This is a genomic window from Herminiimonas sp. (assembly GCF_030645555.1).
GTDB lineage: Bacteria > Pseudomonadota > Gammaproteobacteria > Burkholderiales > Burkholderiaceae_D > Oxalicibacterium.
Map to the genome: position 1 here is coordinate 1 of NZ_JAUSME010000004.1, position 12,445 is coordinate 12,445.

The window sequence follows — 12,445 nt, forward strand, 5'->3', positions numbered from 1 at the left end:
GAGGCGCACGGAACGCGCAGCAGGCCCTTCACCGATCATGATATCGATCTGGTAATCCTCAAGCGCCGGATAGAGGATTTCTTCCACCACTGGCGACAGGCGATGGATTTCATCGATGAACAAAACATCGTTGGCTTCGAGGTTGGTCAGCAAGGCGGCCAGGTCGCCGGCGCGCTCCAGCACCGGGCCGGAAGTCTGGCGCAGGTTGACGCCCATTTCGCGCGCGATGATGTGCGCCAGCGTGGTCTTGCCCAAACCCGGCGGACCGAACAGCAGCGTGTGGTCCAGCGCTTCGCGCCGTTGCCGCGCGGCGGTGATGAATATCTCCAGCTGGCCGCGGATTTTTTCCTGGCCTACATATTCGTCGAGGTGTTTGGGACGCAGTGCGCGCTCTATCGCCTCTTCATTGGCTGAAGCGGGGGTGGCGGCTATGATGCGCTGTTCGCTGAAATCGTCGGTTTGAATACTCATGCCTGCATTGTAGCGTGACGGCTGCCGAATTTAACAGCAGAGAGATCTGCGCTTATGCTTTCGACAGCGCCTTCAGCGCCAGCTTGATGCCGTCGGAAACGCCGGTGCCGGCAGGCACATGTTTCAGGGCCAGCATCGCTTCCTTATCCGAATAGCCGAGCGCCAGCAGCGCGTTCAGGATATCCGAGGTCGCATCGCTGTTGATGGCGCCGCCAGCCGCGCCCAGATCGGCTCCCAGCTTGCCCTTCAATTCCAGCAGCAGGCGTTCGGCGGTTTTCTTGCCTATGCCAGGTATCTTGGTCAGGCGACCGGCTTCCTGCAGCGTGATTGCCTGCACCAGATCAGCCACCGACATGCCGGACAGTATAGACAAGGCCGTGCGCGCACCGACGCCGGTGATCTTCACCAGTTGCCTGAAGACGTTGCGCTCTTCCGCTGTGCCGAAACCGAACAGGATGTGCGCATCTTCACGCACCGTCAGGTGCGTCAGCAATACAACTTTCTCACCAAGGCCGGGCAGGTTGTAGAAGGTGCTCATGGGCACATTGACTTCATAGCCGACGCCGTTGCAATCGACCAGCAATTGCGGCGGATTTTTTTCAAGCAGGATTCCGGAGAGACGACCTATCATCGCGATGACCTTGGTAGTGAGGAGTGTATGTAGATGAATGCGTAAGCGTGCATTATCCGACCAGACGGCCGCCGCGCACGCGCAAACCTTTTTTCGCCAGCTCCGGCGCCAAGGCGCCCAGCATGCTCAGGGTTTCGCCGCTATGCGCATGACAGATCGCCACGCCCAGCGCATCGGCTGCATCGGTGCCGGGCATGCCGGACAATTTCAGCAAGCGCTGCACCATATCCTGCACCTGGGCTTTTTGCGCCTTGCCTTGCCCGACCACGGCTTGCTTGACTTGCAGCGCCGTGTATTCCGCCACCAACAAGTCAGCGCTCACTAGCGCACAGATGGCGGCGCCACGAGCCTGCCCCAGCAACAATGTCGATTGTGGATTGACGTTGACGAAGACTTTTTCTATCGCCGCGCAATCGGGACGATAGGTGGCGATCACTTCGGAAACGCTGACCAGAATGGTTTTCAGGCGCTGCGGCAAATCGGCATCGGGCGTCTTGATGGTGCCCGATGCGATATAAGTCAGCTTGTTGCCATGCTTCTCGATCACGCCAAAACCGGTAGTGCGCAAGCCGGGATCGATGCCGAGAATTTTCATGGGAGTCGGTAGTGAGTGGGCAGGCGTTCTACTTGCGGCAAACGCCTGCTCCTGTCAGTGACGGAAATGACGGGTGCCGGTCAGCAGCATCACGATGCCGCGCTCGTTGGCTGCATCGATGACTTCCTGGTCGCGCATGGAGCCGCCCGGATGGATCACCGAAGTGGCGCCGGCATCGACGACCACATCGAGGCCATCGCGGAAAGGGAAGAAGGCATCGGATGCGACTGCAGTGCCGACCAGCGACAGGCCGGCATTCTGTGCCTTGATCGACGCAATGCGCGCCGAATCGATGCGGCTCATCTGCCCGGCGCCTACGCCCATCGTCATCCCATTTGCGCAAAAGACGATCGCATTCGATTTGACGAATTTCGCGACGCGCCAGGCAAACATCAAGTCCTGCAATTGCTGCGGTGTAGGCTGCTTCTTGCTGACGATTTTCAATTCAGCCAGCATGACGTTTTTCGCATCCGGCGATTGCACCAGCAAACCGCCGCCTACGCGCTTGAAGTCATGCGCATTGACTGCATGGCCCAGCGGGATTTCCAGCAAACGGACATTTTGCTTGGCGGAGAATATTTTCTTCGCCTCATCTGTAAACGATGGCGCTATCAGCACTTCAACGAATTGCTTGGCGACTGCTTCCGCCGTATTGCCATCGACTTCGTGATTGAAGGCGATGATGCCGCCGAAGGCGGAAGTCGGGTCGGTTTGCAAGGCCTTGCTGTAGGCTTCCAGGGGACTCGCTCCTATCGCCACGCCGCAAGGATTGGCGTGCTTGATGATGACGCAAGCCACTTCATCGAAAGTCTTCACGCATTCCCATGCGGCATCCGCATCGGCGATATTGTTGTACGACAGTTCCTTGCCTTGCAGCTGCGTGTAATTCGCCAGCGCGCCGGCTTGCGGATTGCTTTCGCGGTAGAACGCCGCCGATTGATGCGGATTTTCACCGTAGCGCATTTCCTGCACTTTTTCAAAATGCAGGTTCAGTGTGGCTGGATAGCTGCTGCGCGTCGCGTGCTGCTTGTCGGCACCGAGCGAAGTGAAATAGTTGGTGATCGCGCCATCGTATTGCGCGGTGTGCGCAAATACTTTTTTCGCCAGTGCGAATTTGGTTTCATAGCTTGCTTCGCCATTGTTGGCGCTCAACTCTGCCAGCACTTGCGCGTAATCCGTCGGGTCGCAGATGACGATCACATCCTTGTGGTTCTTGGCTGACGAGCGCAGCATGGCCGGGCCGCCGATATCGATGTTTTCTATTGCATCTTCCAGCGCGCACTCTTCACGCGCGACGGTTTGCTGGAATGGGTACAGGTTGACGACCACCATGTCTATGGTCGGAATGCCGTGCTTTTCCAGCGCGCTGACATGCTCGGGGAAATCGCGGCGCGCCAGTATGCCGCCATGCACTTTCGGATGCAGCGTCTTGACGCGACCATCCAGCATTTCCGGGAAGCCGGTGTAATCAGCCACTTCGGTTACCTTGATGCCGTTTTCAGCCAGCAGTTTTGCAGTGCCGCCTGTAGACAGGATGTTGACGCCCATGCCGGACAAGGCGCGCGCAAAATCCAGCACGCCGGTTTTGTCGGAAACGGAAATAAGAGCTTGTTTGATCATGATGAATATGCCGGGAATAATTGAATAAGATAAAAACGTAAGATGAAAGCGCAAGGCCAAAGCGGCCCGTATCGTTCGCTGACATTGCTGCCCTTGCCTGATTCACTTTGTGCAAACAGCACAGGAAGGAAAGGATAGCAGCGGATTTTTACAGCATGTCGTGCTGCTGCAACTTCTTGCGCAGCGTATTGCGGTTGATGCCCAGCATGTCGGCGGCGTGCGACTGGTTACCCTCGGCGCGCGCCATCACGGCTTCGAGGATCGGCTTTTCGACGGTAAACACCACCATCTCGTAAACATTGGACGGCATTTGTTCGCCCAGATCCTTGAAATATTTTTCCAGGCTTTTCTTGACGACGTCTTGAATATTGTCTTTGCTCATGTGCTCGGTTGATTGCGCGTTTGTTTTTATAATCGTTTTTATGATTTTTTGGAGCCCGCATATCATCACTTCGATGACGATGCGCAGACTCGCTTATCAGGCGGCCAACTTTTCTTCAGTCGGACGATATTGTAACCGGTCACCGTGGGCCAGCTGCAATTCAAAAAAGGTATTCACCGCCGCCAATTGCTGTTCGCAATCTTCCAGTCGATTCATTTGCTGGCGAAAGGCCTCGCCGCCGATGAGCTCGCGCACATACCAGCCTATATGCTTGCGCGCCGTGCGCACACCCAGATACTCGCCATAAAACGCATAATGCGCGCGGAGATGCTCATCCATCAGGGCGCGCACTTCGGAAATCATAGGCGCAGGCAAATGAGTGCCGGTGCGTAAATAATGATCGATCTCGCGGAATATCCATGGCCGTCCCTGTGCAGCGCGGCCTATCATGATCGCATCGGCGCCTGTCGCATCGAGTACAAAACGGGCTTTTTCCGGCGTCGTGATATCGCCGTTGGCCACCACCGGAATGGACACGGCCGCCTTGACTGCAGCTATCGTCTCGTACTCGGCCTCGCCGCTGTAACCGTCGGCGCGTGTGCGACCATGCAAGGTCAGCATCGCGATGCCGCTCTGTTCGGCGATGCGCGCAATGTTCAATGCATTCTTGTGCGCCCGGTCCCAGCCGGTGCGGAATTTCAGCGTAACGGGCACATCCACTGCGGCCACCACGGCTTCGAGTATCTCGGCCACCAGTGTTTCATGCTGCAGCAGGGCCGAACCACACCAGCTGTTGCAGACTTTCTTGACCGGGCAACCCATATTGATGTCGATGATTTGGGCACCGCGATCGACATTGAATTTTGCGCATTCAGCCAGCAGCAGCGGATCGGCGCCGGCTATCTGCACCGCTTTCGGCTCCACTTCGCCATCGTGATTGGTGCGGCGGGTCGATTTATCGGTCGCCCACAAACGCGGATTGGATGCGGCCATTTCGGAGACGGCATAACCGGCGCCCAGCTGCTTGCACAATTGACGGAACGGCCGGTCCGTCACCCCCGCCATCGGGGCGACAAATACATTGTTCGGTAGGGAATAAGGGCCGATGTTCACGTCGCGGGCAGGCTGTGGGGGAAAGCGCTATTTTATCTGCATCCGCCAGCGGGCCCGCCGCGTTTGAAATTAAATGCGTTTAAATGCGGCAAACGTTGTATTTAATCGCAACTTGTTGTCAATTTGCTTACGCCAGATTGTCGCTTTCATCCAGCGCAGCGTGCGCCAGATGCGTGACGTCGGCCCATTCGAGTATTTCGAAATTCGCTCCATCCCAGTGCACGCGATTGATGCTCGCATTGAGCACATCGAAATCGCGCGGATGTTCGTAACCCATACTCTTCGCACTACGGTAGACGGAGTCGAGCACGCCGCCATGCGTGACGATCGCAATTTTCTGATAACCGGGCGTGGCTGCCAGACGCACAATGGCGGCAATGGCGCGCGCTGAAAACTCGCGCAGCGTCTCTGCATCAAACTCGCCGCTCGGATAGCGGGTATCAATATCGCGCCTTTTCCAGGCGGCATAGCCATCCGGATAGCGCTCGGCTATCTCAGGATGGACCAAGCCTTCAAACGCGCCGAAACAGCGTTCGCGCAAACCTCGCTCCAGTTGCACTTTCATCCCGCGCGGCATCGCGATCGCCTGCGCCGTATCGTAGGCACGTTGCAGGTCGCTGGAAAAAATCGCATCCAGCGGCTCCTTGAGCAAGGCGCGGCCCAGCGCCGTGGCTTGCCGCACGCCTTCGCGATTAAGCCCGATATCGTGGTGTCCCTGCAGGCGCTTCTCGACATTCCAGTCGGTTTCGCCGTGACGTATCAACAATATTTCAGTCATATTCTCTGGTCGCCTCAAGCAGACACGGCTGGATTCAGGGTATACCGGCCCTCTACGCTGGCCTGATCCAGCACATGGCCGGCAATCGCATCTCTTGCCTGCTGTCCGGTGAATTTTCCATCCACCGGCAGGCGGGCAATATCGAGCGCATACAGCGTGAATATATAGCGATGCGCAATTGCATCATTCCACGGCGGGCACGGGCCGTCGTAACCGAAGTAATCGCCAGCCATCTGTGCATCCTGCGCAAACCAGCCGGTGTAATCGTTGATGCCATGGCGCGCGCCACTGACAGGCGAGTTGGCAATCGCCGGACCGGCTTTGCCGCGCGGGCTCACGCCATCGGCAAATGACGCTGCCGCTATCTGCACGGTATCAGCCGGCAAATCGATCAGCACCCAGTGAAAGAAATCGACGCGCGGCAAATCGGCCGGCACCGTCTTGCCTTCCTGATTCACATCGTCGCCACGCGAAGGCACGTCTGGGTCATGGACGATCAATGCCAGCGACCTAGTGCCGGCGGGTATCTCGCTCCAGGCCAGGTGCGGATTTTTATTACTCGACAATGCGGCATGCGTGAGCGCATCCATCACGCAAAATGCGTACTCGCCCGGAATCGCGCCGCCATCCTTGAAGGAATCACTCCATAACTTCATCATGTACTCGACTATTGTGTGGTGTGGATATTCTAACGGCTGCGCGCCATCTACGGCTGACAGCACAGGCACAAATCAAAGCGCCGGCTTGACCTGCAACCAGAAGGTCACCGGCCCGTCATTGGTCAACGATACCTGCATGTCGGCCCCGAATTCTCCAGTCGCTACCTGCGCATGTTTTTGCCTGGCTTGCGCAACAAAATAATCAAACAGGGCGCGCGCCAGCTCCGGTGCCGCCGCAGGCGTGAATGAAGGGCGCGTGCCCGAGCTGGTATTGGCCGCCAGCGTGAATTGCGGCACCAGCAACAAGCCGCCGGCGACATCGATCACGCTGCGATTCATCTTGCCGCCATCGTCGGCAAACACGCGATACGACAGCAGCTTGGCCAGCAAGGCATCCGCTTCCTTTTCCGTATCGCCACGTTCCGCACACAACAAGACCATCAAGCCCGCAGCTATTTCGCCTACCGTCGCCTCGTTCACCACCACGCTGGCATGCGTGACGCGCTGCAAAAGCGCAATCACAGCCCGCCTCTAAGCGCACAACTTGTCAGCACCAACCCCGGCAGCAACATCTTTTGCTCAAGACAGGGTGACGCGGGCAAACTTGCGCTTGCCTACCTGCACCACCAGCGTGCCTGCTTCCACTTTCAATGCCTTGTCGCTGATCACGGCGCCATCTATGCGCACGCCGCCCTGCTCTACCATGCGCAAGGCTTCCGATGTCGACGGACACAGATTGGCCTGCTTCAGCAATTGACCTATGCCCAGCGGCGCGCCGCTCAAGGCGACATCAGGAATGTCGTCCGGTATGCCACCCTTGGAGCGGTTAACGAAATCGGTCAGCGCATCGTCGGCGGCCTGCACCGTATGGAAGCGGGCGACGATTTCCTGCGCCAGCAAGACCTTGATGTCGCGCGGATTGCGGCCGCCGGCAACTTCTGTCTTGAACTGTGCAATTTCATCGATGGAGCGGAACGACAGCAGCTCGTAATAACGCCACATCATCACGTCGGAGATGCTCATCAGTTTGGCGAACATCGTGTTGCCCGGCTCGGTGATGCCGATGTAATTGCCTTTCGACTTGGACATTTTTTCGACGCCATCCAGGCCTTCGAGCAAGGGCATCGTCAAGATGCATTGCTGTTCCTGTCCATAATCCTTTTGCAGTTCGCGACCCACCAGCAAATTGAATTTCTGGTCAGTGCCGCCCAGCTCCAGGTCCGAGCGCAAGGCGACCGAATCGTAGCCCTGCATCAGTGGATACAGCAATTCATGCACCGAAATAGGCGTACCAGCCTTGAAGCGCTTGGTGAAATCCTCGCGCTCCAGTATCCGCGCCACCGTGTATTTGGCCGACAGTTCTATCATCCCGCGCGCGCCCAGCGGATCGCACCATTCCGAGTTGTAACGGATTTCCGTGCGGGCGGGATCGAGGACCAGGCTGGCTTGCGCAAAATAAGTCTTCGCGTTTTCGTCTATCTGCTCTTTGGTCAGGGCCGGACGCGTGATGTTGCGCCCGGACGGGTCACCTATCATCGACGTGAAATCACCGATCAAAAAAATCACTTGATGGCCCAGATCTTGCAACTGACGCATCTTGTTCAAGACGACAGTGTGGCCGAGGTGCAAATCAGCTGCAGTCGGGTCCAGTCCGAGTTTGATGCGCAAAGGCTTGCCGCTTTGCTCGGAGCGCGCCAGTTTTTGGGCGAATTCGGATTCGATTAACAATTCTTCAACGCCGCGCTTGGCGACCGTCAAGGCCTCTTGCACCTTGTCGGAGAGAGGCAGTTGCACGGCTTTGCTGCTGGAAGAATGGTCCATATCGTGAAAATAATTTGTAAGTTTTGTAAGAAACGGGTGTAAGAAAAGAGGAAGTGGTTACAATGCTTTTTGATTTTAATTTCAGCTACTTTTAACCTTGCCGCGCATCAACAAAATAAAAGCAACAAGAAAGAGAAACTGAACCAGCGGCAGATTTTAACTTATTGCATGTTCACATTAAATAAATTCCTGAGCGCAAGCTCAAGCAGTAAAAGACTTCTACTCGGCTCATCCCGCAAAACGCGCATAGTCTCCGGCTCCGCACTCTTGCTGGCAGTATGTGCTTTTGGTGCGGCAGGTGTCGCTCCGATGGCACCCGATGCAGATAATTTACCGATCAAATCCATCTCGCAGGAATTGGCTCTGCCGCAGCTGGCCGAGCAGATCGCCGCGCTCGAGAACCGGCAGCAAAACTATATCAGCGAAGAACGCGTGCGTTCCGGCGATACGCTGGCGACCTTACTCGGGCGCCTGGGCGTGGACGACAATGAGGCCGCCGCCTTCATCAAGTCGGATCCGATCGCGCGCAGCGTGATGCAGCTCAAAGCCGGCAAACGCGTGCAAGTGCAAACCAGCGAAGATGGCGAACTGAACTGGCTCAGTAGCACCGTTTCAAGCGGCCGCAATGAAGCCTTCAAAAATATCGTGATCACGCGTGAAGGCAAGCAGTTCAAGGCCGTGGAAGCGCCGGTAGCGATGGAAAAACGCATAGAGATGCGCTCCGGCACCATCCGTTCCTCGTTGTTTGCCGCGACCGACGCCGCACAAATCCCCGACAATATCGCATCGCAAATCGTCGACATGTTTTCCACCAACATAGACTTCGGTTCCGACCTGCGCCGCGGCGACCGCTTCAATGTCGTCTATGAAACCTTTTGGCAAAATGGCGAATACGTGCACGCCGGCCGCGTGCTGGCAGGTGAATTCGCGAATGGCCCGGCCACTTACCAATCGGTCTGGTTTGAAGAACCGGGTAGCCCGCAAAGCGGTGGCTATTACGGCTTCGACGGCAAATCGCTAAAAAAGGCTTTCCTGAAATCGCCGCTTGAGTTCTCCCGCGTCTCTTCCGGATTTTCGCTGCGCAAGCATCCGATTTCAGGTTTATGGAAAGCGCACAAGGGCGTCGATTTCGCCGCAGCAACCGGCACCCCGATTCGTGCCTCCGGTGACGGCATCATCGATTTTGCGGGTAAACAAGGGGGCTACGGCAACGTGGTTGTGATCAAGCACTGGTCGAATTATTCAACCGCGTATGCGCACATGAGTCGCTTTGCCACCAATCTGCGCAAGGGCGCCAAGGTCAGCCAGGGCCAGGTGATAGGCTACGTCGGCACGACCGGCTGGTCGACCGGACCGCATTTGCACTATGAGTTCCGGGTTAATAACCAGGCACGCGACCCGATGTCGGTCGATATCCCGAATGCGCAACCTTTGGCTGCGGCGCAAATGCAGCGCTTCCGCAGCGTTGCCAGCGAGATGTCGCATCGCTTTGCGTTGCTGATGCCCGAAAACAGGAATATCCGCCTGGCTGCAAAATAAGCGTCGCAAAGATACACACTGCCTTTGCTTGATCGGGCATCAAAAACCGTTCCTTACGGGGAGAGTGATTTAGAATCACCTTACTTAGACGAACGGTTTTTTTATGCCCACTCCCGCTACCCCGCTTTTCATCGGCTTGATGTCCGGCACCAGTCTCGATGGTGTCGACGGCATCCTTGCCTCCTTTTCCCACGACGGTTTGCCTACCCAAACTCTGGCGGCAGCGTATATCGCGTTCCCGGCCAGCTTGCGGGTGGAATTGATGGCATTGCAAACTGCGGGCCACGATGAAATTCATCGCGAAGCGCTCGCAGCAAACCTGCTGGTCGAACATTATGCAGAGTGTGTCGCCGCGCTTTTGCAAGAAGCCCATCTGGCACCTTTCGATGTCACGGCCATCGGTGTGCATGGGCAAACCATACGGCACCAACCTGAAGCTGGTTACACGCGGCAAACCAATAACCCGGCATTGCTGGCTGAATTGACAGGCATAGACGTGGTGGCGGATTTCCGCAGCAGGGATGTCGCAGCCGGCGGCCAGGGCGCACCGCTGGTGCCCGCCTTCCATCGTGCGCTTTTCAGCCATCCGAATGAAAACCGTGTGGTCGTCAATATAGGCGGCATCTGCAATATCAGCGTGCTCTCGCATCACGCGGACGCGCCGGTGACCGGCTTCGATACCGGGCCCGGCAATGTATTGATGGATGCCTGGATAACGCAACACAATGGGCAGGCCTATGATGCCGATGGCGCATGGGCCAAGACCGGCAAGGTGAGTACTGCGCTATTGAAGGAATTGCGCAATGAAGCATTTTTTGCCGCGCCGCCACCCAAAAGTACCGGCCGCGACCTGTTCCATCCAGCCTGGCTGGCGCAAAAACTGACGGATTTCCCGGATTTGGCTAGCGCCGACGTGCAAGCCACGCTCGCCGTCTTCACTGCGACCACGCTGAGCGATGCCATCAATATGCACGCGCCGGAAACCCAGGCTGTGTATGTATGCGGCGGCGGTGCTTACAATACTTATTTGATGACGCTGATCCAGTTTGCGCTGCGGCTGCACAACCCGTCCGTCACCGTCGAATCAACAGCCGCGCTGGGCGTGGCGCCGAATCACGTGGAAGCATTGGCATTTGCATGGCTGGCACAACGCTTCCACATCCGTCAGCCGGGCAATTTGCCATCGGTCACCGGCGCTGCGGGGCCGAGAATTCTGGGCGCGCTGTATCCGGCCTGAGTTTTATCCGATAGTCGCAGCCAACAAAAAAGCGCAGAATTTTCTGCGCTTTTTTATTTCAGGCCCAAGACTGAAACGATATCAGGAGAAGGATGAACCGCAGCCGCAAGTAGTGGTGGCATTCGGATTCTTGATGACGAATTGCGCGCCTTCCAGATCATCCTTGTAATCGATTTCGGCGCCCACCAGATACTGGTAGCTCATCGAATCGATCAACAGTTGCACGCCATTCTTGGTCATCGTGGTGTCGTCTTCGTTGACGATTTCATCGAACGTGAAGCCGTACTGGAAGCCGGAACAGCCGCCACCCTGCACGAACACGCGCAATTTCAAATCTGGATTGCCTTCTTCTTCTATCAATTGTGCGACCTTCATCGCAGCGCTGTCACTGAAGACGATAGGGGCGGGCATTTCGGCGATTGCATTCATTTCATACTCCTGCTGGAAAACGGTAGTTCATTATAGACCTGTGCCGGACTTTACGTATTGTGCGCCGCAAGTATGGGCACGGCCAGCTTCAAAATCGGCTCGTCCACTGTATCGTGCGTCAACTTGCCCGATACCACAGCGCCGCCATGCATTTCCAGGGCTTTGTAATGCACATCACCAGTTATGCGGGCTTTGGGCTGCAATTCAAGCAATTCCGATGAAAATACCGGCCCGATGATTTCGCCATTGACGAGCAAATGGGCTACACGTACCTCACCCTCCACCCTGGCATGTTCCGAAATCACCAGCATGCTGGTCTCATCTTCATCGGCAATCACATCACCTTTCACGCAGCCATCGATGCGCAAGCCACCCTTGAAATGCACATTGCCGGCAATATTCGTCGCAGCACCTATCAGGCTATCAATCGTACTTTTGGTTTTACGGCCAAACATGATGACACTCCTTTACAAATTTGCGGACTGCTGCGCACGTAGCGCGCCTTTTTCAAGAATCTTGATCTGGACTGACTTTACTATCGCGCCTTCTGGCACAGCAAGCACACCTTCGACACGCTGATAATGCTTGAACGAAAGCTTGAATGACTCGCTTGCTTCCGGCCTGGGGAAGGTCATCATAGCACTTTTGCCGCCCTGCATGAGGGTCACAATAAGTTGATAATTTCCCATGAAATCGCGAGCGACTTTGCCGCCTTGCATTAACAACAACCTGTAACGCAACTGGGTAGGTTCTACCATTTCCACCTTCAGGCGACGGATGGTAATACCCTGCGCACCGGTATCGGTAGGCAGCAGGCTTTCAAAAAAAGCCAGGTCATCCTTGAGCTTGCTGTTTTCCGACTCCAGCACCTTGATTTGCTTGCCTAATTGCACCTGCAGCGATCGTTCTATATTCAACTGACTCTCTGCCGCATTGACAGTCGTCTGGAACCGGTCTCGCTCCGCACTGACCTGCCTCACCTGCTCCTGCATCTCTTCGAGTTGCACTGCCGATGTGCCCGACTTGAAGCCGGTAAAACTACGGCCCAGGTCATACGCCCACATGGCTATGGCGCCACTCAAACCCAGCACGATCGCAATGACAATCACTCGCAAAGGCCAGGGCAAATGATTCTTGATCGTCATGCGCGCAGGCGAAACCGACCAGCGC

15 protein-coding genes are annotated in these 12,445 nt (G+C 56.3%); 2 read left to right on the plus strand and 13 right to left on the minus strand.

The window, feature by feature from the left end; all coding sequences use genetic code 11:
* The 10 genes from Q7T06_RS00140 to tyrS form a co-directional block, all read right to left on the minus strand.
* On the minus strand, positions 1-471 hold a 471-nt coding region (locus Q7T06_RS00140), incomplete at its 3' end, for an AAA family ATPase (protein ID WP_304778091.1).
* Between the two features lie 52 nt (positions 472-523).
* A complete protein-coding gene (ruvA, locus tag Q7T06_RS00145; protein ID WP_304778095.1) occupies positions 524-1,102 on the minus strand; it encodes a Holliday junction branch migration protein RuvA in 579 nt (192 codons plus the stop codon).
* A 52-nt stretch (positions 1,103-1,154) separates the two neighbouring features.
* Positions 1,155-1,697: a crossover junction endodeoxyribonuclease RuvC gene (gene ruvC, locus Q7T06_RS00150; protein ID WP_304778098.1), complete on the minus strand. Its 543-nt coding sequence runs from the start codon at positions 1,695-1,697 to the stop codon at positions 1,155-1,157.
* A 54-nt stretch (positions 1,698-1,751) separates the two neighbouring features.
* Positions 1,752-3,317 carry a bifunctional phosphoribosylaminoimidazolecarboxamide formyltransferase/IMP cyclohydrolase gene (purH, locus tag Q7T06_RS00155; protein WP_304778100.1) on the minus strand — a complete coding sequence of 522 codons (1,566 nt, stop codon included), beginning with the start codon at positions 3,315-3,317 and terminating at the stop codon, positions 1,752-1,754.
* Positions 3,318-3,465: 148 nt separating this feature from the next.
* On the minus strand, positions 3,466-3,699 hold the full coding sequence (locus Q7T06_RS00160) for a helix-turn-helix domain-containing protein (protein WP_304778102.1): 234 nt from the start codon (positions 3,697-3,699) through the stop codon (positions 3,466-3,468).
* 96 nt (positions 3,700-3,795) lie between these two features.
* The gene (dusB, locus tag Q7T06_RS00165) at positions 3,796-4,812 is read right to left on the minus strand and encodes a tRNA dihydrouridine synthase DusB (RefSeq protein ID WP_304778104.1); all 1,017 of its coding nucleotides are present in this window, start codon (positions 4,810-4,812) and stop codon (positions 3,796-3,798) included.
* A 127-nt stretch (positions 4,813-4,939) separates the two neighbouring features.
* Positions 4,940-5,590 (minus strand): histidine phosphatase family protein, encoded by a 651-nt coding sequence (locus Q7T06_RS00170; RefSeq protein WP_304778106.1) that lies wholly within the window; start codon positions 5,588-5,590, stop codon positions 4,940-4,942.
* A 14-nt stretch (positions 5,591-5,604) separates the two neighbouring features.
* Positions 5,605-6,246 carry a YbhB/YbcL family Raf kinase inhibitor-like protein gene (locus Q7T06_RS00175; RefSeq protein ID WP_304778132.1) on the minus strand — a complete coding sequence of 214 codons (642 nt, stop codon included), beginning with the start codon at positions 6,244-6,246 and terminating at the stop codon, positions 5,605-5,607.
* Positions 6,247-6,321: 75 nt separating this feature from the next.
* A complete protein-coding gene (gene dtd / locus Q7T06_RS00180; RefSeq protein ID WP_304778108.1) occupies positions 6,322-6,771 on the minus strand; it encodes a D-aminoacyl-tRNA deacylase in 450 nt (149 codons plus the stop codon).
* 57 nt (positions 6,772-6,828) lie between these two features.
* Complete coding sequence (gene tyrS / locus Q7T06_RS00185) at positions 6,829-8,070, minus strand: tyrosine--tRNA ligase (protein WP_304778111.1); 1,242 nt, start codon at positions 8,068-8,070, stop codon at positions 6,829-6,831.
* A gap of 168 nt (positions 8,071-8,238) precedes the next feature.
* On the opposite strand from tyrS, the gene Q7T06_RS00190 reads away from it, so the two are divergent.
* A complete protein-coding gene (locus tag Q7T06_RS00190; protein WP_304778115.1) occupies positions 8,239-9,609 on the plus strand; it encodes a peptidoglycan DD-metalloendopeptidase family protein in 1,371 nt (456 codons plus the stop codon).
* A gap of 103 nt (positions 9,610-9,712) precedes the next feature.
* A complete protein-coding gene (locus tag Q7T06_RS00195; protein WP_304778118.1) occupies positions 9,713-10,846 on the plus strand; it encodes an anhydro-N-acetylmuramic acid kinase in 1,134 nt (377 codons plus the stop codon).
* Positions 10,847-10,927: 81 nt separating this feature from the next.
* Here the strand turns inward: Q7T06_RS00195 and erpA are convergent, their stop codons facing one another.
* The 3 genes from erpA to Q7T06_RS00210 all read right to left on the minus strand — a co-directional run.
* Entirely contained in the window at positions 10,928-11,275 is a 348-nt protein-coding gene (erpA, locus tag Q7T06_RS00200; RefSeq protein ID WP_304778122.1) for an iron-sulfur cluster insertion protein ErpA, read from the minus strand.
* Between the two features lie 50 nt (positions 11,276-11,325).
* Positions 11,326-11,730, minus strand: coding sequence for a polymer-forming cytoskeletal protein (locus Q7T06_RS00205; RefSeq protein ID WP_304778125.1), 405 nt, complete (start codon positions 11,728-11,730; stop codon positions 11,326-11,328).
* A gap of 12 nt (positions 11,731-11,742) precedes the next feature.
* On the minus strand, positions 11,743-12,445 hold a 703-nt coding region (locus tag Q7T06_RS00210), incomplete at its 5' end, for a DUF6776 family protein (RefSeq protein WP_304778128.1).